The following is a 21358-nucleotide window of genomic DNA, read 5'->3' as shown; positions in this document are numbered from 1 at the left end:
TACAAACAGGCATTATAAAGCAAGTCATACAGGCAAGCGAACTTTGCGAATTGAAAGCTCTAAAAAAGCGAGTGGGTTTGCTTAATATCAGCGATTACCTTTAGAGGTGAATTAGCGGAATAGGGGATTGGGTGCTGAGCTGCATATTTTGAGTAGGTTGCAGTACTTCGCCTAGGCTGTATTGGTCTAGGCTTTGGTAAAACTGTTCCATTGCCCGATTCAATATGCCTTTGAGCCCACACTGTGAGCGGAGTACGCACGGTGGGGTGTTACATTCTACAATCTGGTTTTCCCCTTGTAGAACTCTGACCACATAACCTAAACGTAACGGGATTGCATCGGGATGCAGGCGAATTCCACCGCCTTTACCACGAGTGGTAATCAACCAGCCCTGCTTGCCCATAAAGTGGACAATTTTAACCAAATGGTTTTGGGAAACATGCAAATCCTGTGCAATTTCCGCAATGGTATAGGGTACATCTCGTGGTCGTGAGATATACATTAAAATACGCAGTGCATAGTCGGTGAATTTATTTAATTGCATGATCGCACAGATGTTTTTTCAAAAAATGAAGAAATTAAGGCTAGTCTAGCATAACTAGACTAGCCTTACCTATCTGCTTTTTAATGCTTTGGATTAGTGGCGCACACCACCTGTACCAAATGCTTCGCTATGGATTTGCTCATCTTTAATACCACGAGCAAGCAAGGCTTTACGTTGTTCTGCCATAAATGGCATTGGGCCGCAAAGGTAGAAGTCTGCATCTGCTGGTAATAGTGCTGCATCTACTGTGCTTAAATCTAGGCGACCTGCAACATCATAATCTTGACCTAATACATCACCTTCGTTCGGGAATTCATAGGCTGTTAAGGTATGAATGCGCGGATATTTAGCAGCGATGTCTTGTAGGTGCTGTTTCATTGCATGGACTTGTTTGCTGCGGCATGCATGAATAAAGCTTACAGGTTGCGGTACATCCAAAGTCACCAATTGGTTCAGCATGGCAATCATTGGCGTTAGGCCTACACCACCACTAATAAAGACATTACGTTTGTTGCTGTCAATTAAGTAGAAGTTACCTGTTGGTGCAGACACTTCAACTTCAGCGCCTTCTGGTAAGCCATGAAGTGTGTTCGATACCCAACCTGCTACTTGATCTGCGCCATTGCCTGGTTCACGTTTGACTGAAATACGTAAATAGTCAGCTTGTGGGCTAGTTGAAAGCGTATATTGACGTGGCTGTTTCAAGCCAAGTTCTTCTACAAACACACGTACCGAAATATATTGACCTGCTTCGTAATTTGGTAAATCGCCACCATCTACTGGCTCGAAGTAAATAGAGGTGATTTCGTCACTTTCTACCACTTTCTTGGCAATTTTAAAGTTGCGCCAGCCTAACCAGCTACCTTTAGTTTGTTGATGCTGTTCGTAGATTGCACGTTCCGCATTAATAAATACCTCAGCCAATTGACCGTAGGCTGCTGCCCAAGCATCAATCAGTGGATCTTCCATCGAAATATTCAACACTTCACTAATAGAATGCAGCAGGTTTTCGCCCACAATATTATAGTCAGGTGCTTGAATGTTTAAGCTCACGTGTTTGTGGGCAATCAGCTCAATGACAGGAGCAAGTACAGATGGATCTTCAATATTTTCAGCATAAGCCAATACAGCACCTGCAAGCGCTTGAGCCTGCGCACCACTACGTTGGTGACCCATGTTAAAGGTTTCTTTTAGATCAGGATTATTCCCCAACATGCGATTATAGAAATAACCTGTGAGTGCGACACCATTTTCACGCAGTACAGGAACAGTTGCTTTTACAAGGTCAATTTGCTGTGGAGTCATGTTCGATCTCTCATGGCTGTTATTTATAAGATGTATTTAAAATATATCTTATAAATAAGGATTGCAACCAATTTTTGGAAAAACCTTAAAAAAATTATGTATTATAAAAATATCCCATAATTTTTAAAGTTTTTATGGAGTTTGTAGATGTGACAGCGAGAGGTTTTTAAGTGTTCATTCAGGTTTTGGGTGGTGCATCCATGAATGAAATTTATACAAACCTCATCGTTTATAACATGCTATTTCTTACCAAATAATGACCCTAACAAACCTCGTACAATTTTCTGCCCAGTAGAACCGCCTAAGCTACGTGCTGCACTTTTGGCAAAGGTTCCCACAATATCCTGAGTCAGTTTTTCACGCTGTTTGGCAGCGCGTTCTGCTTCTTTTTGCTGTTCACGGGCCAAGCGTTCCTGTTCACGTGCCTGCTGTTTTGCCAAGGCTTCTGTTTCTTTGGCTTCTTGTTTGGCACGTGCCTCGGCTTCTTTTGCTTCAATTTTGGCTTGCTCTTCCGCTGCAGCTTGTTGCTGTCGTTGTTCAACTTTTTGTTGCAACATCTCGTAGGCACTTTCACGGTCGAGCTGCTTTTCATACACGCCTGCAATCACGCTTTGATTGATGCAGGCTGTACGTTCTTCAGTGCTAATTGGGCTAAAAGCAGAGTAAGGCGGCATAATCCAAGCACGCTCTACGACTTGCGGTGTGCCTTGTTCATCCAAGCAGCTAATCAGGGCTTCGCCAACCGCCAGTTCGGTAATGGCTTGTTCAACTTTAAATTCAGGGTTGGCACGGAAAGTATCTGCAGCGGTTTTCACTGCTTTTTGATCTTTAGGTGTGAAAGCACGTAAAGCATGTTGTACACGGTTACCCAACTGCCCCAACACGCTTTCAGGGAGGTCTAGCGGGTTCTGGGTCACAAAATAAATCCCGACACCTTTAGAGCGAATCAGGCGTACTACTTGCTCGATTTTTTCTTGCAGGGCTTTGCTGGCATTGTCAAATAACAAGTGTGCTTCATCAAAAAAGAACACCAGTTTTGGCTTGTCCATATCGCCCACTTCAGGCAATTGCTCAAACAGTTCTGACAACATCCACAATAAAAAAGTGGCGTAAAGTTTAGGGGTGTTCATGAGTTTGTCGGCTGCGAGCACGTTAATATTGCCACGTCCCTGACTATCGGTCTGAATAAAATCCAGAATATCTAAACTCGGTTCACCAAAAAACTGATCACCACCCTGATCTGCCAAAGCCAGTAAGTTGCGCTGAATCGCGCCTAAACTGGCAGGAGAGAGGTTGCCATACTCTGCCTTAAACTCGCTGGCATGTTCGCTAACATAGGTCAGCATGGCTTTTAAATCTTTAAAATCAATCAGTAATAAGCCCTGATCATCGGCAATACGAAATACTGCAGATAAAACACCTTCTTGCGTGTCATTCAAGTTCAGCATTTGCGCCAATAATAATGGGCCAATTTCAGAAATGGTGGTGCGAATCGGGTGGCCTTGTTCGGCAAATAAGTCCCAAAACACCACAGGTGATGCGGCAAATGGAATGCTTTCAATGCCTAAGCTTTGAATACGTGCTTCAAACTTAGGGCTGCTGCTACCTGCTTTGGCAAGGCTAGATACATCACCTTTAGCATCGGCCAAAAATACAGGCACGCCAATGCGGGAAAAGTTTTCTGCCAAGACTTTAAGCGTGACAGTTTTACCTGTACCTGTTGCCCCTGCAATTAAACCATGGCGGTTGGCAAATTGAGAATGTAAAACCACATCTTGTTGAACATCGGCAGTTTTTTTAGCAATGACGATGGCTGTACTCATATTTTATCCTTAATCTGTCACTATTATTAAAATTGAAAGTATTGACGTCAGACCTAATTTTTAGGGATTGGGCAAATGCTGCAAGGCTTGCTGAATATCTTGAATTAAATCTGCAGGATGTTCTAAGCCTATACAGAAGCGAACCAAGATGCCTTGGGCTAAATGCTTATGCTCAAGATGGCGCATTGGTTTTAAATCGTACAACATGACCAAGCTAAGCGGGCCACCCCAACTAAACCCCAGTTTAAATAAAGATAATCCATCACAGAATTGACGTACAGCGGCTAAATCATATTCAGGTTTAAAAATGACACTGACCAAGCCTGCGCTGTGTCCTGCACGGCAAATTTCTTTCCAGTATGTATGACCAGCAGATGTAGCATCGGCAGGGTGCAAAACCTGTGCGAACTGCGGTTGTAATTTTAACCAGTTCAGCAATTCAATACAGCTTTGTGCTTGATGTTCATAGCGTAGTTGCATAGATGCCAGACTGCGCTGAACTTGTGCAACATCATCGCCCGACACACAAATGCCTTGAATTGCATGCATACGGAATAATTGATGATGCAAATGCTGATCGCGTGTCACCACCGACCCCATTAAAATATCGCCACCACCACTTGGGTATTTGGTCAAGGCATGCACGCTGATATCGACACTTAAATGTTCATCACCAAAGTCGAAAGCATTAAATGCTAAGCCCGCACCCCAGGTATTATCTAAAGCGGTGAGGATATTCTGTGCCTTGGCTTTTTTGACTAAAGCGGTGAGGTCAGGAAACTCCAGTGTGACGGAGCCTGCTGCTTCCAGCCAAATGAGTTTGGCTTTTTCAGAGGGTTGAAAGCTTGTGGCATCAATCGGGTTATACACCTGAACTGTAATGCCGTAACGCTGCTCTAAATTACGCAAATGCTCCATGTTAGGGCCGTAAATATTGTCGGCCACCCAAACTTCATCGCCATAACTTAAAAAACAGGAATTAACTAAGTTGATTGCAGACAGGCCGCTAGGCGCCAGTAAGCAATTTTGCCCGCCTTCTATTTGTGCAATCTGATCACCAAGTGTAAAGGTGGTGGGTGTGCCATGTGTACCATAACTATAGTCATAAGCATCGGTCCAATGGCGGTTGAATAAGGCATTGGTATTTTCAAAAATAATGGTCGATGCACGAAATAGGGGAGGTTGTACACTTGAAATATATTGTGGGGCACGTCTTGGTGCATGAATTAAAGCAGTTTGAGCATTTTTTTTCACAGGTTCACTCAGGTAAATCAGTCTGTATTGGCTTTAGCTTAAGAGAAACACAGACTTTAGGCTATAAAAAAGCGGAACTGTTTAAAAATACAACATGACTGTTGAAGTTGGCGCTATTTTTGCAGAAGCTCAGGGGTAGACATGAGAAAGGATGAGTAAAATGCAAGCGCCATTAAGAGTGCATTATTTTCAGCACATTGCTGGAGAAGGGTTCGGAAGTTGCTATTCCTATTTAAAGCAGATGCAGGCACAAATCAGTGCAACAGAATTTTTTGCCTTGCCGCCTGAACAAAATATCGAAATTGAAGCCTTGCCACAGGTAGAAGATGTCGATTTGTTGATTGTGATGGGCGGCGCCATGAGTGTAAACGATGAGGCCAATTTCCCATGGTTGAAAATAGAAAAACGCTGGATTCGTCGCTATTTGTCTCTGGGTAAGCCTGCAATTGGTTTGTGTCTGGGTGGGCAATTAATTGCTAATGCACTTGGCGCAGCAGTCAGTCGTAATCCTGAACAAGAACGTGGTTGGCATGATGTGTATAAGGTCAGTGATGTACCTGCTTCCTGTTTTGAGCTGCCTGATCAAATTAAGGTGATGCAATGGCATGGCGAAACCTTTGAATTACCAAAAGGTGCTATACGCTTAGCTACCAACCCCGTTTGTACCAATCAGCTTTATCAAATAGGCAACCATGTCCTCGGTTTTCAGTTCCATCCTGAAATCACCCCACAGGTACTACAATTGTTTTTAGATAATGATGCTGAGAAAAATATCTTTGCAGGAACTTATGTACAAGCGGCTGCTGAATTGAAACGTAGTACAAGTCGTCAGTTTCAGCCGGGTAATCAATTGCTAAACCAAGCAATTGATTATTTACTCGCACAAACAAGCACTTGAAAGCAAATGGTTGTAATTGATCCATTATATAATTGGTAGAACATGAAAAATAAAGCAATAAAGGCTAAAAGGGATTTGCTTATGCATTAAACAATCGTTATAATGGGCGACCCTTTATGCAAGGGGGTTAACTGCGAAGAAAGTAGTTAACATCGTGACAGTCGTGGCATCGATCATGACCTTAGTGATAATTCACTGCCTTTGACACTTGCCTTAAATTAGTGGGGTGAGATGCGTCAAGGGTGATTCTTTATATATTTGGCTTGGAGTTAACTGGTATGTCTAACCAGAGAATTCGTATCCGTTTGAAGTCTTTTGATCACCGTCTGATTGATCAATCTGCTCAAGAAATCGTAGAAACCGCTAAGCGTACTGGCGCACAAGTGTGTGGTCCAATCCCGATGCCAACTCGCATCGAACGCTTCAACGTTTTAACATCACCACACGTAAACAAAGATGCGCGTGACCAGTACGAAATTCGTACTTATAAGCGTTTGATCGACATCGTTCAACCTACAGATAAAACTGTTGATGCGTTGATGAAATTAGATCTAGCAGCTGGTGTTGATGTTCAGATTGCATTGGGTTAAGGCTTTCGGTTAATTAACACTCTAAGTTAATTAGGCCGCTTTTTTAGAGGTTTATGCACATGGCTATTGGTTTAGTCGGTCGCAAGTGCGGTATGACCCGTATCTTTACAGATGCTGGTGTTTCTGTACCTGTTACAGTGATTGAGGTTGATCCTAACCGCATCACTCAAATCAAAACGCTTGAAACAGATGGTTATCAAGCAATTCAGGTTACTACTGGTGAACGTCGCGAATCTCGCGTAACTAACGCTCAGAAAGGTCACTTCGCTAAAGCGGGTGTTGCTGCTGGTCGTTTAGTTCAAGAATTCCGTGTTTCAGAAGCTGAGCTTGAAGGTCGTGAAGTTGGCGCTACTATCGGTGTAGATCTGTTTGCAGTGGGTCAAATTGTTGACGTTACTGGTCAGTCTAAAGGTAAGGGCTTCCAAGGTGGTGTTAAGCGTTGGAACTTCCGTACTCAAGACGCTACTCACGGTAACTCTGTTTCTCACCGTGTTCTAGGTTCTACAGGTCAAAACCAGACTCCTGGTCGCGTGTTCAAAGGCAAGAAAATGGCTGGCCATTTAGGTGCTGAACGCGTAACTACACAGGGTCTTGAAATCGTTGCTATTGACGCTGAACGTTCAGTTCTAGTTGTTAAAGGTGCGGTTCCTGGTGCTACTGGTGGCGACGTAACTGTTCGTCCTACGATCAAGGCCTGAGGGGAAATAACGTGAATTTAAAAACTGTTTCCGGCTCTGCTGTTGAGTTATCTGAAGTTGCTTTCGGACGTGACTTTAACGAAGCACTTGTACACCAAGTTGTTACAGCTTATTTAGCTGGTGGTCGTCAAGGTTCTAAAGCACAGAAATCACGTGCAGACGTTGCTGGCGGTGGTAAAAAACCATTCCGTCAAAAAGGTACTGGCCGCGCTCGTGCTGGTTCTATTCGTAGCCCAATCTGGGTTGGTGGTGGTAAAACTTTTGCTGCTCGTCCACAAGATTGGTCTCAAAAAGTTAACCGCAAAATGTACCGCGGTGCAATGCAATGTATCTTAGCTGAACTTGTTCGCCAAGATCGTCTTGTATTGGTTGAAGAGTTTGCTGTTGAAGCTCCTAAAACTAAAGAGTTGCTTGCAAAACTTAACGACTTGAATGCAACTCGCGCATTGATCGTAACTGAAGCTGTAGATGAGAATCTATATCTTGCAGCGCGTAACCTTCCACATGTAGATGTGGTTGATGCTACTGCAATCGATCCTGTTAGCTTGATCGCGTTCGACAAAGTTGTAATGTCTGTTGCTGCTGCTAAGAAAATTGAGGTAGAACTCGGATGAACAACGAACGTTTATATCAAGTCCTACAAGGACCTGTATTTTCAGAAAAAGCACAAGTTTTAGGCGAAACTGCTGGTGTTCAAGTATTTAAAGTTGCATTAAATGCAAACAAGCTTGAAATCAAAAAAGCTGTTGAGCAATTATTTGGTGTGGAAGTTGTTAAAGTTAACACGACTATCACTAAAGGTAAGACTAAGCGCTTTGGTCGTACATTAGGACGCCGTTCTGATGTTAAAAAAGCATACGTCACCCTGAAAGCTGGCCAAGATGTTGAAATGGCTGACTTGGGCGATACCGCTGAAAGCGCAGCGGAATAAGGACGAAATTTATGCCGATTCAAAAATGTAAGCCAACGTCTCCAGGACGTCGCTTTGTAGAGAAAGTCGTTCACGACCATCTTCACAAAGGTGCGCCTTATGCGCCGTTGGTAGAAGCTAAAAAACGTACTGGTGGTCGTAACAACAACGGTCACATTACTACACGTCACGTTGGTGGTGGTCATAAGCAACACTACCGTATCGTAGACTTCAAACGTAACAAAGATGGCATTCCTGCTGTAGTTGAGCGTATTGAATACGATCCAAACCGTACTGCACACATCGCATTGTTGAAGTATGCTGACGGTGAACGTCGTTATATCATTGCGCCTAAAGGTTTACGTGCTGGTGATCAAGTTCAATCTGGTAACGATGCTCCAATTCGTCCAGGTAACTGCTTACCACTTCGTAACATGCCTATCGGTGCTACTCTTCACAACATCGAACTTAAAATCGGTAAAGGCGCGCAATTAGCTCGTTCTGCTGGTACTTCAGTTCAATTGTTGGGTCGTGACGGTTCATACGCAATCGTTCGTCTACGTTCAGGCGAAATGCGTAAAGTGCACGTTGAATGCCGCGCTGTGTTAGGTGAAGTATCTAACTCAGAAAGCAACCTACGTTCACTTGGTAAAGCAGGTGCTTCGCGCTGGCGTGGTGTTCGTCCTACCGTTCGTGGTATGGCGATGAACCCGGTTGATCACCCACACGGTGGTGGTGAAGGGCGTACTAAAGGTATTCAACCTGTAAGCCCATGGGGTCAAAAAGCTAAAGGGTACAAGACACGTACCAACAAGCGTACGACTAAGATGATTATTCGCGACCGTCGCGTTAAGTAACAAGTAAAGGAATCTGACAATGCCTCGTTCTCTGAAAAAAGGCCCATTCGTCGATGCGCACTTGTTCGCTAAGGTTGAAGCGGCAATCGCGGCTAATAACCGTAAGCCGATCAAAACTTGGTCGCGTCGTTCGATGATCCTCCCGGATTTTGTTGGTTTAACAATTTCTGTTCATAATGGTCGTAACCATGTTCCAGTGATTATTTCTGAACACATGGTTGGTCATAAACTCGGTGAATTCGCGCCAACTCGTACCTATCGTGGTCACGGTGTTGACAAGAAGTCTAAACGTTAATAGGTGCTATGATGGAAGTAACTGCTAAATTACGCGGTGCCGCTATCTCGGCACAAAAAGCACGTTTGGTTGCAGATCTTATCCGCGGCAAATCTGTTGCGCATGCACTTAACATTTTAAACTTCAGCAACAAAAAAGCTGCTGTTTTAGTTAAGAAAGCATTGGAATCTGCAATTGCAAATGCTGAACACAATAACAGTTTAGATGTAGACGATTTGAAAGTATCTACGATTTACGTTGATGAAGGCATGAGCCTTAAACGTATTATGCCACGTGCTAAAGGCCGTGCAGATCGTATTACTAAGCGTACTTGTCACATCACCGTTAAGGTAGGGGTTTGATATGGGTCAGAAGGTTCATCCAATCGGTATCCGCCTAGGTGTTGTGAAACGTCATAACGCTAACTGGTATGCGAATCCGAAACAATACGCTGAATACTTGCTTAAAGACCTTCAAGTTCGTGAGTTTTTAACTAAAAAACTTAAGAACGCAATGGTAAGCAACATTCTTATCGAGCGTCCAACAGGCGCTGCTAAAGTAACAATTAGCACTGCTCGTCCTGGTATCGTAATCGGTAAAAAAGGCGAAGACATTGAGAAATTACAACGCGAATTAACATCTATTATGGGTGTTCCTGCGCAAGTAAGCATCAACGAAATTGACCGTCCAGACTTAGATGCTCGTTTAGTTGCTGAAGCAATTGCTTCTCAATTAGAAAAGCGTGTTATGTTCCGTCGTGCTATGAAGCGTGCGGTACAGAACTCTATGCGTGCTGGTGCTAAAGGTATCAAAGTTGAAGTTTCTGGTCGTTTAGGTGGTGCAGAGATTGCACGTACTGAATGGTATCGTGAAGGTCGTGTACCTTTGCATACACTTCGTGCGGACATCGACTATGCAACTATGCGTGCTGAAACAACTTACGGTACGATTGGTGTTAAAGTTTGGGTATTCCGTGGTGAAATCTTGGGTGGCATGAAACAAGTCATGAACCCAGCACCAGCTGAAGAACGTCCAGCTAAACGCGGTCGCGGTCGTGGTGAAGGTCAAGAGCGTCGTGGTCGTCGCAATGATCGTTCTGCTGAAAAGGGAGAATAATCCATGTTGCAACCTAAACGTACTAAATTCCGTAAGGTGCAAAAAGGCCGTAACACTGGTCTAGCGCACCGTGGTAGCTCAGTATCTTTCGGTACTATCGCACTTAAGTCAGTTGAACGTGGTCAAATGACTGCGCGTCAAATTGAAGCGGCGCGTCGTACAATTAGCCGTCGTATTAAGCGTGGTGGTAAGATCTTTATCCGTGTATTCCCAGACAAACCAATTACTTCTAAGCCTCTTGAAGTGCGTATGGGTAAAGGTAAAGGTTCTGTGGAATATTGGGTTTGTCAAATCAAACCAGGTAAAGTCTTGTACGAAATTGATGGTGTGGACGAAGAATTAGCACGTGAAGCGTTTACGCTTGCTGCTGCTAAACTTCCGTTTAAAACCACTATCGTGACTCGGACGGTAATGTAATGAAAACTAAAGATCTACGTGAAAAGTCGGTAGAAGAGTTGACAGCTTTGCTTGATGAGCAACAGCTTAACCAATTCCGTCTTCGTATGGCGAAAGCAACTGGTCAATTGGGTAAATCGCATGAAGTTGCGCTTACTCGTAAAACTATTGCACGCATCAAGACCCTCCTTACCGAAAAACAGGGGAACGGGCAATGAGTCAAAATACAGTCCGCACGTTAACTGGCAAAGTTGTAAGCGACAAAATGGAAAAATCTATTGTTGTCCTTATTGAACGCCAAGTTCAACACCCGTTGTATGGCAAATTGATTCGCCGTTCAACCAAATTACACGCTCATGATGAGAACAACACAGCCAAGATTGGTGATGTTGTGACTATCAAAGAAAGCCGCCCAATGTCTAAAACTAAGTCATGGACTTTAGTTGAAGTTGTTGAAGCTGCTGCTGAGTAATTAACGTTCTTGTTGCATCATCGGTCAATTTCGAGTACTCTTTGAGCCTTTCGAAATTGTGACCGGTGATGCTCGGTTTTGGAGTAGGGCAATGATTCAAACCGAAACGATGCTTGACGTAGCTGACAACAGTGGTGCTCGCCGCGTACAATGTATTAAAGTACTAGGTGGTTCACATCGTCGTTATGCTTCTGTTGGCGACATTATTAAAGTTACTGTAAAAGAAGCTATTCCACGCGCACGTGTTAAAAAAGGTGACGTGATGAATGCTGTTGTTGTACGTACAAAGTTCGGTATTCGTCGTCCAGACGGTTCTGTGATCCGTTTTGATGATAACGCTGCTGTTATTTTGAATAACAACAAAGCACCGATTGCAACTCGTATTTTCGGACCAGTGACTCGTGAACTTCGTACTGAACAGTTCATGAAAATCATTTCATTGGCTCCTGAAGTTCTATAAGAGGCAATCATGGCTAAGATTAAAAAAGGCGATCAGGTAATCGTGATCGCAGGTAAAGAAAAAGGCAAACAGGGTACTGTTTTGTCAGTTTCTAATGATCAAGTGAAGGTCGAAGGTCTTAACTTGGTTAAGAAGCACCAGAAGCCAAACCGTGCTACGGGCGCTGAAGGCGGTATCGTAACGCAGGAAGCTTCGCTTCATATCTCGAACGTGGCAATTTTTAATGCTACAACCCAAAAGGCTGACCGTGTTGGTTACCAAACGATTGATGGCGTGAAAACTCGCGTTTATAAATCAAATGGTGAATCAGTGGCGGTAGCGAAGTAATAGGTTGAAATAGGCAATGGCCAGACTTAAAACACGTTACAACGACGAACTTAAAGCTCAATTACAAGAACAATTGGGCGTTAAGAATGTGATGGAGATCCCTCGCATCACTAAAATTACCATCAACATGGGTGTTGGTGCTGCAGCTGCTGACAAGAAATTGTTAGATGGCGCTCTTTCTGATATGCAAGCTATTGCTGGTCAAAAACCAGTTTTAACATTAGCTCGTAAATCAATCGCTGGTTTTAAAATCCGTGATGGTTGGCCGATTGGTTGTAAAGTTACTTTACGCGGCGAACGTATGTACGAATTCTTAGACCGTTTGATCTCTATCGCGATCCCTCGTATCCGTGACTTCCGTGGTTTCTCTGCGAAATCATTCGATGGTCGTGGTAACTACTCTATGGGTCTCAAGGAACAAATCATGTTCCCTGAAATCGATTTTGATAAGATTGATCGAATTCGTGGTATGGACATCACCATTACTACGACTGCTCGCACCGATGACGAAGGCCGTGCGCTTATGCGTGCATTCGGCTTCCCGTTCAAATAAGAGGTCGATATGGCTAAGAAAGGTATGATTAATCGCGAATTGAAACGCGAAGCTACTGTTGCGAAATACGCTGCAAAACGTGCTGAATTAAAAGCAACGATTGCAAACGTAAATGCAAGCGACGAAGAGCGTTTCGAAGCGATGATGAAGTTACAAGCATTACCACGTAATGCGTCTCCAGTACGTCTTCGTAACCGTTGTGGTTTAACTGGTCGTCCTCATGGTTACTTCCGTAAGTTCGGTTTAAGCCGTAACAAATTACGTGACACAGTAATGCAAGGTGATGTACCGGGCGTTGTTAAGGCAAGCTGGTAAGGAGCACTATAAATGAGTATGCAAGATACCGTTGCCGACATGCTAACGCGTGTTCGTAACGCTCAAATGGCAAAGAAGCAAACTGTTTCTATGCCTAATTCTAAGTTGAAAGTTGCTATTGCAAACGTACTTCAACAAGAAGGTTATATCGCAAATGTAGAAGTTGCTGACAACGAAGGCAAAGCTACTTTAACGATTACTTTAAAATATTTTGAAGGCAAACCAGTTATCGAAACTGTGAAACGCGTAAGCCGTCCAGGTCTACGTCAGTATCGCGGTAAAGATGCACTTCCAAGCGTTAAGCAAGGTTTAGGTATTGCAATCGTTTCTACAAGCAAAGGCATCATGACTGATCGCGCTGCACGTGCTGCAGGTATCGGTGGTGAAGTTATTGCTTTTGTTTCTTAATAATAGGTGATTCCTCATGTCTCGTGTGGCTAAAGCCCCAGTAACTGTACCTAACGGTGTTACAGTTACTCAGAACGGCCGGCAGGTCGAAGTGAAAGGCAGCAAAGGTACATTGTCTTTCAACCTGCATGCGCTGGTCGAGCTAAAACAGGAAGACGGTATTCTAGCTATTGCTCCTAAAGCTGAGTCGAAAGACGCTTGGATGCAAGCTGGTACCGCTCGCGCTGTGCTTAACAACCTTGTAAAAGGTGTAAGCGAAGGCTTCGAACGCAAGTTGCAATTGATTGGTGTTGGTTATAAAGCTGCGGTTAAAGGTAACGTTGTTAACCTTAACCTTGGTTTCTCACACCCAATCGACTACACACTTCCTGAAGGTGTAACTGCAGAAACTCCAACTGCAACTGAAATTATCCTTAAATCTGCTGATAAAGCAGCTTTAGGTCAAGTTGCTGCAGACATCCGTGGTTACCGTCCACCAGAGCCATATAAAGGTAAAGGTGTTCGTTATTCTGACGAAGTTGTACTTCGTAAAGAAGCTAAGAAGAAATAAGGCGCGAGGTTCTTATGAACGAAAAGAAACAATCCCGTTTGCGTCGTGCGAAAAGCACACGCTTGCACATCCGTGCATTGGGTGCGACTCGTTTGTGTGTAAACCGCACTCCGCGTCACATCTATGCTCAAGTTATTTCAGCAGATGGTGGCAAAGTTTTAGCGCAAGCTTCAACTTTAGATGCTACTTTACGTGCTGGTACAACTGGTAACGTTGAAGCAGCTCAAAAAGTAGGTGCTTTAATCGCAGAGCGTGCGAAAGCAGCTGGTGTAACTAAAGTTGCATTTGACCGTTCTGGTTTTAAATATCATGGTCGTATCAAAGCCTTGGCTGATGCTGCTCGTGAAAACGGCTTGGAGTTCTAATCATGGCTAAAGTTGAACAAAACGAAGGTCTTGTTGAAAAGCTGGTTGCCGTTGATCGTGTAGCCAAAGTTGTTAAAGGTGGTCGTATCTTCTCTTTCACAGCATTAACTGTTGTGGGTGATGGTAATGGTCGCGTAGGTTTTGGTCGTGGTAAAGCACGTGAAGTTCCAGCTGCTATTTCTAAAGCACTTGAAGCTGCTCGTCGTAACATGATCACAATCGAATTGGCAGACGGTACTTTACAACACCCAATTCACGCACGTCACGGTGCAAGCCGTGTTTACATGCAACCAGCATCTGAAGGTACTGGTGTAATTGCGGGTGGTTCTATGCGTGCAGTTTTAGAAGCTGCAGGTGTACGTAACGTATTGACTAAATGCCGTGGTTCTACTAACGCTGCAAACGTAGTTAACGCAACTTTCAACGGTTTGCGTGATATGACAACTCCTGAAAAGGTTGCTGCGAAACGTGGTCTTTCAGTAGAACAAATTCAAGGGTAATCAATCATGAAAACGATTAAAGTTACCCAGACTAAATCTGCATCGCACCGCTTGAAAAATCACAAGCTTAGCCTTAAAGGTTTAGGTCTGCGTCGTATTGGTCATACTGTAGAAGTGCAAGATACGCCTTCTAACCGTGGTATGATCAACCAAGTCTACTATATGGTTAGTGTAGAGGAATAAGCCATGACTCTGCGTTTAAATGAACTTGCACCTGCAGAAGGTGCTAAGCGTGAAGCCCGTCGTCTAGGCCGTGGTATCGGTTCTGGCGTTGGTAAGACTGGTGGTCGTGGTATCAAAGGTCAAAACTCACGTAAGAGCGGTGGTACACGTCCTGGATTCGAAGGTGGTCAAACTGCGTTATATCGTCGTTTACCTAAATTCGGTTTCACTAGCCAAATCGCTTTGAAAACTGCTGAAGTACGTTTATCTGAGCTTGCTAAAGTTGAAGGCGACATCGTTAGCCTAGAAACTTTAAAAGCAGCGAACGTTGTACGTAAAGATATGATTCGTGCTCGTATCGTACTTTCTGGTGAAATTACTCGCGCATTCACTGTTCAAGGTGTTGCTGTGACTAAAGGCGCTAAAGCTGCTGTTGAAGCTGCTGGCGGTAAAGTCGAGGAGTAATCCCCAGTGTCTATGACTCCTAGTTCTTCAGGTCATGTTCATATGATGAAAGGCCAACCATTTCATGTGAAATATCGTGAAATTATACGCCGAATGATGTTTCTCATTGGTGCGTTGTTGGTGTTTCGACTAGGAGCGCATATTCCAGTACCAGGCATTAATAATGCTGCACTTGAACATTTGTTTAATGCAAACCAAGGTACAATCCTTGGTTTGTTTAACATGTTTTCGGGTGGTGCATTAGAGCGGATGTCGATTCTTGCTTTAGGGATCATGCCATACATTTCTGCATCGATTATTGTGCAGTTAATGTCAACCGTGGTTCCTTCGCTGGAAGCTTTGAAAAAAGAAGGCGAACAAGGCAAGCGTAAAATTAATCAATATACGCGCCAAGGAACACTTTTTCTTGCACTTGTGCAAGCAATTGGTATGTGTGCAGGTCTGATTAGTCAAGGGATTACCCTTACTTCAGGTCTGGCTTTTTACGTTCCAGCTGTTACCTCTTTGGTAGCAGGAACTATGTTCCTAATGTGGTTGGGTGAACAAATTACCGAACGCGGAGTGGGTAATGGTATTTCCATGATCATTTTCGCAGGTATTGTTGCAGGCTTGCCTAATTTAATTATGCAGTCTTTCTCATCTATTGATAGCGGTCAGTCTAGTCTGATTGGCTTGGCAATTTTTGGCCTCTTATCATTGGGTGTACTTGCAGCAATTGTGTTTATTGAGAAGGCGCAGCGTCGTATTCCAGTAAACTATGCTCAAAAACAACAAGGTCGTCGTGTATTTACTGCACAGCAAACGCATTTGCCATTAAAAATTAATATGGCAGGTGTTATTCCTGCAATCTTTGCCAGTTCATTGCTTTTGTTCCCTGCGAGCTTAGGTCAGTGGGTGGGTAGTGCAGATCCTAATGCAGGATTAATCAAGCGTAGTCTTCAAGACTTGGCATTGGTATTGTCGCCTGGACAACCGTTGTATTTGGTGCTCTTTGGTGCGTTAATTATCTTTTTCTGTTACTTCTATACAGCGCTGGTATTCAGTCCTAAAGAGGTTTCAGAGAACTTGAAACGCAGCGGAGCTTATGTGCCTGGTATTCGCCCAGGTGAGCAAACTGCTCGTTACTTAGATCATATTCTCAGTCGTTTGACCTTTATTGGCGCGATTTACATCACAGTGATTTGTTTAATGCCAATGGTATTACAGAGCTCTTTTGGTATTCCATTCTATTTGGGTGGTACCTCATTGCTGATTGTTGTGGTGGTCGTGATGGACTTTATGGCTCAGCTTCAAGCACATCTCACCTCGCACCAGTACGATAATCAAACGTTAATGAGAAAAACGACTGCTCATCCTAAGGGATAAGCGCACTTAGAGGTTTCATCATGAAAGTACAAGCTTCTGTAAAGAAAATTTGTGGTAGCTGTAAAGTTATCCGTCGTAATGGGGTTATCCGCGTAATTTGCAGCGCAGAACCTCGTCATAAGCAGCGTCAAGGTTAATTTGATTAAGACCTGTTGATTTCAGTAGGCTAATTAGGTTATTATCCGCCCCTCAAGATTTTTGTGGGGCGGTTGATTATCTTAACTGCCTTTTTGGAGAAAATTGAATGGCTCGTATTGCCGGTGTAAACATTCCGGATAACAAGCACGCTGTTATCTCTCTCACTTATATCTTTGGTATTGGTCGCCACACTGCTAAGACTATCTTGGCTGCTGCGGGCATCGCACCAACAACAAAGATCCGTGAACTAGATGACGCTCAGCTTGATGCGATTCGTGCAGAAGTTGCTAAGGTTCCGACCGAAGGTGACTTACGTCGCGAAATTTCCATGAACATTAAACGTTTAATGGATTTGGGCTGCTACCGCGGTCTTCGTCATCGTCGCAGCTTGCCTGTCCGTGGTCAACGCACCAAAACTAACGCACGTACCCGTAAAGGTCCGCGCAAACCGATTAAGAAATAAGATTTCTGGAAGCTAAAAGATGGCTAAAGATACTCGCACACGCAAGAAGGTCACTCGTACCGTCTCTGAAGGTGTTGCACACATTCACGCTTCTTTTAATAACACCATTGTGACCATTACCGATCGTCAAGGTAATGCACTGGCTTGGGCTACCTCAGGTGGACAAGGCTTCCGTGGATCACGTAAATCAACTCCGTTCGCTGCTCAGGTAGCTGCTGAAGTTGCTGGTAAAGCTGCTTTAGATTACGGTTTGAAAAACTTGGACGTCCTTGTTAAAGGTCCTGGTCCAGGTCGTGAGTCTGCGGTTCGTGCATTAGGTGCAGTGGGTTATAAAATTAACAGCATTACCGATGTGACTCCAATCCCTCACAACGGTTGCCGTCCACCTAAAAAACGTCGCGTGTAAGGAGAAACATTCATGGCTCGTTATATTGGTCCAAAATGCAAACTCTCTCGCCGCGAAGGGACAGACCTGCAACTTAAATCTGGCGTTAAACCTTTTGACGTCAAAACTAAAAAACACGCTAAAGCACCTGGCCAACATGGCGGGGCTCGTGGTGGTAAGCAATCTGAGTACTCACTACAATTACGTGAAAAACAAAAAGTACGTCGTATGTACGGTGTTTTAGAGCGTCAATTTAGTAACTACTATAAAGAAGCTGCTCGTGTGAAAGGCGCAACAGGTGAAAACTTGTTGAAATTGCTCGAAAGCCGTCTTGATAACGTTGTTTATCGCATGGGTTTTGGTTCTACACGTGCAGAAGCTCGTCAGCTTGTATCTCACCGTAGCATTACTTTAAATGGTCGTCGTGTTAACATTGCGTCTATCCAAGTTAAAGCTGGTGATGTAATTGCAGTTCACGAAGGTGCAAAACAACAATTACGTATTAAAAACGCAATTGAATTGGCTGCTCAACGTGGTATCCCTTCTTGGATGGAAGTTGACCATTCTAAATTAGAAGGTACGTTCAAAGCTGCACCAGATCGTTCTGATTTACCTGCTGAAATCAACGAAAGCTTGATTGTAGAATTGTATTCTAAATAATCCTTGAGGTAGCAATAATGACGCGTACTGCAAATGAGTTTCTTACTCCGCAAGCGATCAAGGTCGAAGCGGCAAGCGGGACCTCGGCAAAAGTTATTCTAGAACCATTAGAGCGTGGCTTTGGTCATACTCTTGGTAATGCTTTACGTCGCATCCTTCTTTCTTCTTTACCTGGCGCAGCTGTGGTAGAAGTTGAAATTGAAGGTGTCGAGCACGAGTACAGTACTTTGGAAGGCTTGCAGCAGGACATCGTCGAGCTCTTGCTGAACCTGAAAGGATTGTCTATTAAGCTGTTCGATCAAAATGAAGCTTATTTGACATTGGAAAAACAAGGTCCAGGCGATGTAACTGCTGCAGACCTTCGTTTACCACATAATGTTGAAGTGGTTAACCCTGAACACTTGATCGGCACGTTAAGTGCTACAGGCAATTTAAAAATGCGCCTGAAAGTTGCTCAAGGCCGTGGTTATGAAACATCTGACTCACGTTTCCCAGAAGGCGAAACTCGCCCTGTAGGTCGTTTGCAGTTAGATGCTTCTTATAGCCCAATCAAACGTGTGTCTTACATCGTAGAAAATGCGCGTGTAGAACAACGTACTGACCTTGACAAGTTGGTCATTGATCTTGAAACCAACGGAACTGTAGATCCAGAAGAAGTAATCCGCAAAGCGGCAACAATCTTGCAACAACAAATTGCAATTTTTGTTGATCTTCAGAAAGATCAAGCTCCTGTTGCTCAAGAGCCTCGTGAAGAAGTTGATCCAATCTTGCTTCGTCCAGTAGATGATCTAGAGCTTACTGTTCGTTCTGCTAACTGTTTGAAAGCAGAAAATATTTACTACATTGGTGATCTTGTACAGCGTACTGAAGTTGAGCTACTTAAAACGCCTAACTTGGGTAAAAAATCGCTTACAGAGATCAAAGATGTTCTGGCTTCAAAAGGCTTACAGCTCGGCATGCGTTTAGAGAACTGGCCACCAGCTAGTCTCCGTATGGACGATCGTTTCGCCTATCGTAGCCGTTAATTAAGTAGGACTATCACCATGCGTCATCGTAATAGTGGTGTGAAATTAGGCCGTACAAGCAGCCATCGCAAAGCGATGTTCCAAAACTTGGCTAATTCTTTGTTCGAACACGAGTTAATCAAAACGACTGTTCCTAAAGCAAAAGAATTACGTCGTGTTGCTGAGCCTTTAATCACTTTAGCTAAAAACGATACAGTAGCAAACCGTCGTTTGGCGTTTGCTCGTACTCGTTCAGCAGCAACTGTTGGTAAATTATTTACCGTTCTTGGCCCTCGTTACAAAGAACGTAACGGCGGTTATCTACGTGTTCTTAAAGCGGGCTTCCGTGCAGGTGATGCTGCACCGATGGCTTACGTTGAGCTAGTAGATCGCGAAGTTAAATAATTTCGCCAAGAATAACGCACGTTGTTCGAAAAAGACCGGTTTTACCGGTCTTTTTTTATGCCTGTAAATTTTTCAAGCATGCTGATTATCTAAAATTGTCCTGAAATGATAAGAATTTAAGCTTCTTTTTTTAAACTTGACATTGTGTATTGTCAAATATGTGTTTTAATAAAAATCATCATTCAAACTGGACAATAAAACATGGATAAGCAGGTTGATATTTTAATTATCGGGGCAGGTATTTCGGGTATTGGTTTGGCTGCACACCTCACGCAACATTGCCCGCAGCGTTCTTTTGAGATTATTGAGCGTCGCCAAAGTTTTGGTGGAACGTGGGACTTATTTCAATATCCTGGTATTCGTTCAGATTCGGATATGTCTACTTTTGGCTATAACTTTAAACCTTGGAAAAAAACCAATGTACTGGCGGATGGCGCATCAATCAAAGGTTATTTGGCTGAAGTTATTCAAGAAAAATCATTAAACAGTAAAATTCATTTTCAGCATCGCGTGTTATCTGCTAACTATGACAGCCAAGCGCGTAAATGGATGTTAAAAATCGAAAATGCAGCCCAGCAGATTGAAACTTGGGTAGCTAATTTTGTACTCGGTTGTACTGGTTATTATAACTATGATCAGGGCTTTCAACCTGAGTTTCCAAATCAAGCAGCGTTTAAAGGCACTTTTATTCATCCGCAGCATTGGCCTGAAAATTTTGATTATCGTGGTAAAAAAGTTCTCATTATTGGCAGTGGAGCAACGGCAATTACTTTAGTACCTGCCATGGTTAAAGGAGGTACAGCGCATGTAACGATGTTGCAGCGCTCTCCAACCTATATTGCATCTGTGCCTGCTATGGATTTTGTTTACGAGCAGATGCGTAAGGTTTTACCTGAAGATGTTGCTTATAAAATTATACGTGCACGTAACATTGGCATGCAGCGTGCCATTTATGCCTTGGCACAAAAGCAACCAAAATTGCTCCGCACTTTGTTATTAAAGTCGATTCAGATGCAGCTCAAAGGCAAAGTCGACATGAAACATTTCACGCCGCATTATAATCCGTGGGATCAACGCTTATGTGTCGTGCCTGATGGAGATTTATTTACCATTTTACGTGAAGGTCATGCATCAATTGAAACGGATCATATCGTGCAATTTACCGAAACAGGGGTGCAATTAAAATCAGGTAAGCATTTAGACGCAGATATTATTGTGTCTGCAACAGGCTTGAACATTCAGATTCTAGGGGGCATACAAGCCACAATTGACGGTCAGCCAATGGATACCTCGAAGCACATGCTTTATCAGGGCGTAATGGTGAGTGATGTACCGAATATGGCGTTAATTATTGGTTATATCAATGCGTCTTGGACTTTAAAAGTGGATGTTGCCGCGGATTATATCTGTCGTTTATTCAACTATATGGATCAACAAGGCTATGATGAGGTCATCCCACAAGGTGATCAAACTGAGTTGTTGGAAGATACGGTGATGGGCAGTTTGAGTTCAGGCTACATTGCCCGGGCTGCCGATGTGATGCCGAAACAAGGCAAACATGCACCATGGCGTGTGACCAATAACTATTTGAAAGATCGTAAAACATTGAAACAAGCCAGTTTTGAAGATGGTATTTTAAAATTCAAAAAACAGGCACCAGTGCAGCAGCGTAAGCCGAAATTAGTGTCTTAAAACT

Annotated in this window: 33 protein-coding genes and 1 pseudogene; 30 read left to right on the top strand and 4 right to left on the bottom strand. The window is 43.5% G+C overall.

Going from position 1 to position 21358, the window contains the following annotated elements:
• Positions 1–100: 100 nt before the first annotated feature.
• From ACNS8M_RS11985 to ACNS8M_RS11970, 4 genes are all read right to left on the bottom strand, one after another.
• Positions 101–544 carry an RrF2 family transcriptional regulator gene (locus ACNS8M_RS11985; protein WP_168418785.1) on the bottom strand — a complete coding sequence of 148 codons (444 nt, stop codon included), beginning with the start codon at positions 542–544 and terminating at the stop codon, positions 101–103.
• 93 nt (positions 545–637) lie between these two features.
• Positions 638–1849: an NO-inducible flavohemoprotein gene (hmpA, locus tag ACNS8M_RS11980; RefSeq protein WP_168418784.1), complete on the bottom strand. Its 1212-nt coding sequence runs from the start codon at positions 1847–1849 to the stop codon at positions 638–640.
• Between the two features lie 239 nt (positions 1850–2088).
• Positions 2089–3672: a helicase HerA-like domain-containing protein gene (locus tag ACNS8M_RS11975; protein WP_168525589.1), complete on the bottom strand. Its 1584-nt coding sequence runs from the start codon at positions 3670–3672 to the stop codon at positions 2089–2091.
• Positions 3673–3732: 60 nt separating this feature from the next.
• Positions 3733–4926, bottom strand: coding sequence for a PLP-dependent transferase (locus ACNS8M_RS11970; RefSeq protein ID WP_168525591.1), 1194 nt, complete (start codon positions 4924–4926; stop codon positions 3733–3735).
• Positions 4927–5086: 160 nt separating this feature from the next.
• Between ACNS8M_RS11970 and ACNS8M_RS11965 the strand changes: the two genes are divergently transcribed.
• From ACNS8M_RS11965 to ACNS8M_RS11820, 30 genes and pseudogenes are all read left to right on the top strand, one after another.
• A complete protein-coding gene (locus tag ACNS8M_RS11965; protein WP_168418788.1) occupies positions 5087–5824 on the top strand; it encodes a type 1 glutamine amidotransferase in 738 nt (245 codons plus the stop codon).
• Between the two features lie 278 nt (positions 5825–6102).
• Entirely contained in the window at positions 6103–6414 is a 312-nt protein-coding gene (gene rpsJ / locus ACNS8M_RS11960) for a 30S ribosomal protein S10 (RefSeq protein ID WP_000070912.1), read from the top strand.
• Positions 6415–6473: 59 nt separating this feature from the next.
• A complete protein-coding gene (rplC, locus tag ACNS8M_RS11955) occupies positions 6474–7112 on the top strand; it encodes a 50S ribosomal protein L3 (RefSeq protein WP_168418781.1) in 639 nt (212 codons plus the stop codon).
• A gap of 11 nt (positions 7113–7123) precedes the next feature.
• Positions 7124–7726 (top strand): 50S ribosomal protein L4, encoded by a 603-nt coding sequence (gene rplD, locus ACNS8M_RS11950; RefSeq protein ID WP_168418780.1) that lies wholly within the window; start codon positions 7124–7126, stop codon positions 7724–7726.
• Positions 7723–8043 (top strand): 50S ribosomal protein L23, encoded by a 321-nt coding sequence (gene rplW, locus ACNS8M_RS11945; protein WP_004974703.1) that lies wholly within the window; start codon positions 7723–7725, stop codon positions 8041–8043. Before rplD ends, rplW begins: the two co-directional genes overlap by 4 nt.
• A gap of 11 nt (positions 8044–8054) precedes the next feature.
• Positions 8055–8879 carry a 50S ribosomal protein L2 gene (rplB, locus tag ACNS8M_RS11940; protein ID WP_004974706.1) on the top strand — a complete coding sequence of 275 codons (825 nt, stop codon included), beginning with the start codon at positions 8055–8057 and terminating at the stop codon, positions 8877–8879.
• Positions 8880–8898: 19 nt separating this feature from the next.
• Entirely contained in the window at positions 8899–9174 is a 276-nt protein-coding gene (gene rpsS / locus ACNS8M_RS11935; RefSeq protein ID WP_004673001.1) for a 30S ribosomal protein S19, read from the top strand.
• A gap of 11 nt (positions 9175–9185) precedes the next feature.
• Entirely contained in the window at positions 9186–9515 is a 330-nt protein-coding gene (gene rplV, locus ACNS8M_RS11930) for a 50S ribosomal protein L22 (protein WP_001982638.1), read from the top strand.
• Between the two features lies 1 nt (position 9516).
• Positions 9517–10333, top strand: a pseudogene (rpsC, locus tag ACNS8M_RS11925) (30S ribosomal protein S3).
• Positions 10273–10686 (top strand): 50S ribosomal protein L16, encoded by a 414-nt coding sequence (gene rplP / locus ACNS8M_RS11920; protein WP_168418779.1) that lies wholly within the window; start codon positions 10273–10275, stop codon positions 10684–10686. Before rpsC ends, rplP begins: the two are co-directional and overlap by 61 nt.
• Entirely contained in the window at positions 10686–10883 is a 198-nt protein-coding gene (rpmC, locus tag ACNS8M_RS11915; protein WP_004650482.1) for a 50S ribosomal protein L29, read from the top strand. Before rplP ends, rpmC begins: the two co-directional genes overlap by 1 nt.
• Positions 10880–11137, top strand: a complete 258-nt coding sequence (rpsQ, locus tag ACNS8M_RS11910) for a 30S ribosomal protein S17 (protein ID WP_004974714.1) — start codon at positions 10880–10882, stop codon at positions 11135–11137. Before rpmC ends, rpsQ begins: the two co-directional genes overlap by 4 nt.
• A 91-nt stretch (positions 11138–11228) precedes the next feature.
• Positions 11229–11597: a 50S ribosomal protein L14 gene (rplN, locus tag ACNS8M_RS11905; RefSeq protein WP_001982634.1), complete on the top strand. Its 369-nt coding sequence runs from the start codon at positions 11229–11231 to the stop codon at positions 11595–11597.
• 9 nt (positions 11598–11606) lie between these two features.
• On the top strand, positions 11607–11924 hold the full coding sequence (rplX, locus tag ACNS8M_RS11900) for a 50S ribosomal protein L24 (RefSeq protein ID WP_168418778.1): 318 nt from the start codon (positions 11607–11609) through the stop codon (positions 11922–11924).
• Positions 11925–11940: 16 nt separating this feature from the next.
• A complete protein-coding gene (gene rplE, locus ACNS8M_RS11895) occupies positions 11941–12477 on the top strand; it encodes a 50S ribosomal protein L5 (RefSeq protein WP_168418777.1) in 537 nt (178 codons plus the stop codon).
• Between the two features lie 9 nt (positions 12478–12486).
• Positions 12487–12792: a 30S ribosomal protein S14 gene (rpsN, locus tag ACNS8M_RS11890; protein WP_004825185.1), complete on the top strand. Its 306-nt coding sequence runs from the start codon at positions 12487–12489 to the stop codon at positions 12790–12792.
• A gap of 12 nt (positions 12793–12804) precedes the next feature.
• Positions 12805–13200 (top strand): 30S ribosomal protein S8, encoded by a 396-nt coding sequence (gene rpsH, locus ACNS8M_RS11885; protein WP_168418776.1) that lies wholly within the window; start codon positions 12805–12807, stop codon positions 13198–13200.
• A 16-nt stretch (positions 13201–13216) separates the two neighbouring features.
• Positions 13217–13750 (top strand): 50S ribosomal protein L6, encoded by a 534-nt coding sequence (rplF, locus tag ACNS8M_RS11880; RefSeq protein ID WP_004974722.1) that lies wholly within the window; start codon positions 13217–13219, stop codon positions 13748–13750.
• 14 nt (positions 13751–13764) lie between these two features.
• The gene (gene rplR / locus ACNS8M_RS11875) at positions 13765–14115 is read left to right on the top strand and encodes a 50S ribosomal protein L18 (protein WP_004281497.1); all 351 of its coding nucleotides are present in this window, start codon (positions 13765–13767) and stop codon (positions 14113–14115) included.
• Positions 14116–14117: 2 nt separating this feature from the next.
• Positions 14118–14615 carry a 30S ribosomal protein S5 gene (rpsE, locus tag ACNS8M_RS11870; RefSeq protein ID WP_004974725.1) on the top strand — a complete coding sequence of 166 codons (498 nt, stop codon included), beginning with the start codon at positions 14118–14120 and terminating at the stop codon, positions 14613–14615.
• A 6-nt stretch (positions 14616–14621) separates the two neighbouring features.
• Entirely contained in the window at positions 14622–14798 is a 177-nt protein-coding gene (gene rpmD, locus ACNS8M_RS11865) for a 50S ribosomal protein L30 (protein WP_004786899.1), read from the top strand.
• Positions 14799–14801: 3 nt separating this feature from the next.
• Positions 14802–15242: a 50S ribosomal protein L15 gene (gene rplO, locus ACNS8M_RS11860; RefSeq protein ID WP_168418774.1), complete on the top strand. Its 441-nt coding sequence runs from the start codon at positions 14802–14804 to the stop codon at positions 15240–15242.
• A gap of 45 nt (positions 15243–15287) precedes the next feature.
• Positions 15288–16607 (top strand): preprotein translocase subunit SecY, encoded by a 1320-nt coding sequence (secY, locus tag ACNS8M_RS11855; protein ID WP_171525193.1) that lies wholly within the window; start codon positions 15288–15290, stop codon positions 16605–16607.
• Between the two features lie 20 nt (positions 16608–16627).
• A complete protein-coding gene (rpmJ, locus tag ACNS8M_RS11850) occupies positions 16628–16744 on the top strand; it encodes a 50S ribosomal protein L36 (RefSeq protein WP_000867907.1) in 117 nt (38 codons plus the stop codon).
• 107 nt (positions 16745–16851) lie between these two features.
• A complete protein-coding gene (rpsM, locus tag ACNS8M_RS11845; RefSeq protein ID WP_004974734.1) occupies positions 16852–17208 on the top strand; it encodes a 30S ribosomal protein S13 in 357 nt (118 codons plus the stop codon).
• A gap of 19 nt (positions 17209–17227) precedes the next feature.
• Positions 17228–17614, top strand: coding sequence for a 30S ribosomal protein S11 (gene rpsK / locus ACNS8M_RS11840; protein ID WP_001040166.1), 387 nt, complete (start codon positions 17228–17230; stop codon positions 17612–17614).
• Between the two features lie 12 nt (positions 17615–17626).
• On the top strand, positions 17627–18253 hold the full coding sequence (gene rpsD / locus ACNS8M_RS11835; RefSeq protein WP_004786890.1) for a 30S ribosomal protein S4: 627 nt from the start codon (positions 17627–17629) through the stop codon (positions 18251–18253).
• Between the two features lie 17 nt (positions 18254–18270).
• On the top strand, positions 18271–19278 hold the full coding sequence (locus tag ACNS8M_RS11830; protein ID WP_168418773.1) for a DNA-directed RNA polymerase subunit alpha: 1008 nt from the start codon (positions 18271–18273) through the stop codon (positions 19276–19278).
• Positions 19279–19296: 18 nt separating this feature from the next.
• The gene (gene rplQ, locus ACNS8M_RS11825) at positions 19297–19662 is read left to right on the top strand and encodes a 50S ribosomal protein L17 (protein ID WP_004974746.1); all 366 of its coding nucleotides are present in this window, start codon (positions 19297–19299) and stop codon (positions 19660–19662) included.
• 201 nt (positions 19663–19863) lie between these two features.
• Positions 19864–21354 (top strand): flavin-containing monooxygenase, encoded by a 1491-nt coding sequence (locus ACNS8M_RS11820; protein ID WP_168418772.1) that lies wholly within the window; start codon positions 19864–19866, stop codon positions 21352–21354.
• The last annotated feature ends 4 nt before the right edge of the window (positions 21355–21358 follow it).

The organism is Acinetobacter sp. A2 (genome assembly GCF_048537555.1).
In the GTDB taxonomy this organism is placed as follows: domain Bacteria; phylum Pseudomonadota; class Gammaproteobacteria; order Pseudomonadales; family Moraxellaceae; genus Acinetobacter.
This window is presented reverse-complemented; position numbering and strand designations above follow the sequence as displayed.

Bases quoted from the DNA above. Each gene is read 5' to 3' on its own strand.
- ACNS8M_RS11985 (WP_168418785.1), bottom strand. From the start codon at position 544: ATGCAATTAAATAAATTCACCGACTATGCACTGCGTATTTTAATGTAT.
- hmpA (WP_168418784.1), bottom strand. From the start codon at position 1,849: ATGACTCCACAGCAAATTGACCTTGTAAAAGCAACTGTTCCTGTACTG.
- ACNS8M_RS11975 (WP_168525589.1), bottom strand. From the start codon at position 3,672: ATGAGTACAGCCATCGTCATTGCTAAAAAAACTGCCGATGTTCAACAA.
- ACNS8M_RS11965 (WP_168418788.1), top strand. From the start codon at position 5,087: ATGCAAGCGCCATTAAGAGTGCATTATTTTCAGCACATTGCTGGAGAA.
- rpsJ (WP_000070912.1), top strand. From the start codon at position 6,103: ATGTCTAACCAGAGAATTCGTATCCGTTTGAAGTCTTTTGATCACCGT.
- rplC (WP_168418781.1), top strand. From the start codon at position 6,474: ATGGCTATTGGTTTAGTCGGTCGCAAGTGCGGTATGACCCGTATCTTT.
- rplW (WP_004974703.1), top strand. From the start codon at position 7,723: ATGAACAACGAACGTTTATATCAAGTCCTACAAGGACCTGTATTTTCA.
- rplB (WP_004974706.1), top strand. From the start codon at position 8,055: ATGCCGATTCAAAAATGTAAGCCAACGTCTCCAGGACGTCGCTTTGTA.
- rpsS (WP_004673001.1), top strand. From the start codon at position 8,899: ATGCCTCGTTCTCTGAAAAAAGGCCCATTCGTCGATGCGCACTTGTTC.
- rplV (WP_001982638.1), top strand. From the start codon at position 9,186: ATGGAAGTAACTGCTAAATTACGCGGTGCCGCTATCTCGGCACAAAAA.
- rplP (WP_168418779.1), top strand. From the start codon at position 10,273: ATGTTGCAACCTAAACGTACTAAATTCCGTAAGGTGCAAAAAGGCCGT.
- rpmC (WP_004650482.1), top strand. From the start codon at position 10,686: ATGAAAACTAAAGATCTACGTGAAAAGTCGGTAGAAGAGTTGACAGCT.
- rpsQ (WP_004974714.1), top strand. From the start codon at position 10,880: ATGAGTCAAAATACAGTCCGCACGTTAACTGGCAAAGTTGTAAGCGAC.
- rplN (WP_001982634.1), top strand. From the start codon at position 11,229: ATGATTCAAACCGAAACGATGCTTGACGTAGCTGACAACAGTGGTGCT.
- rplX (WP_168418778.1), top strand. From the start codon at position 11,607: ATGGCTAAGATTAAAAAAGGCGATCAGGTAATCGTGATCGCAGGTAAA.
- rplE (WP_168418777.1), top strand. From the start codon at position 11,941: ATGGCCAGACTTAAAACACGTTACAACGACGAACTTAAAGCTCAATTA.
- rpsN (WP_004825185.1), top strand. From the start codon at position 12,487: ATGGCTAAGAAAGGTATGATTAATCGCGAATTGAAACGCGAAGCTACT.
- rpsH (WP_168418776.1), top strand. From the start codon at position 12,805: ATGAGTATGCAAGATACCGTTGCCGACATGCTAACGCGTGTTCGTAAC.
- rplF (WP_004974722.1), top strand. From the start codon at position 13,217: ATGTCTCGTGTGGCTAAAGCCCCAGTAACTGTACCTAACGGTGTTACA.
- rplR (WP_004281497.1), top strand. From the start codon at position 13,765: ATGAACGAAAAGAAACAATCCCGTTTGCGTCGTGCGAAAAGCACACGC.
- rpsE (WP_004974725.1), top strand. From the start codon at position 14,118: ATGGCTAAAGTTGAACAAAACGAAGGTCTTGTTGAAAAGCTGGTTGCC.
- rpmD (WP_004786899.1), top strand. From the start codon at position 14,622: ATGAAAACGATTAAAGTTACCCAGACTAAATCTGCATCGCACCGCTTG.
- rplO (WP_168418774.1), top strand. From the start codon at position 14,802: ATGACTCTGCGTTTAAATGAACTTGCACCTGCAGAAGGTGCTAAGCGT.
- secY (WP_171525193.1), top strand. From the start codon at position 15,288: ATGAAAGGCCAACCATTTCATGTGAAATATCGTGAAATTATACGCCGA.
- rpmJ (WP_000867907.1), top strand. From the start codon at position 16,628: ATGAAAGTACAAGCTTCTGTAAAGAAAATTTGTGGTAGCTGTAAAGTT.
- rpsM (WP_004974734.1), top strand. From the start codon at position 16,852: ATGGCTCGTATTGCCGGTGTAAACATTCCGGATAACAAGCACGCTGTT.
- rpsK (WP_001040166.1), top strand. From the start codon at position 17,228: ATGGCTAAAGATACTCGCACACGCAAGAAGGTCACTCGTACCGTCTCT.
- rpsD (WP_004786890.1), top strand. From the start codon at position 17,627: ATGGCTCGTTATATTGGTCCAAAATGCAAACTCTCTCGCCGCGAAGGG.
- ACNS8M_RS11830 (WP_168418773.1), top strand. From the start codon at position 18,271: ATGACGCGTACTGCAAATGAGTTTCTTACTCCGCAAGCGATCAAGGTC.
- rplQ (WP_004974746.1), top strand. From the start codon at position 19,297: ATGCGTCATCGTAATAGTGGTGTGAAATTAGGCCGTACAAGCAGCCAT.
- ACNS8M_RS11820 (WP_168418772.1), top strand. From the start codon at position 19,864: ATGGATAAGCAGGTTGATATTTTAATTATCGGGGCAGGTATTTCGGGT.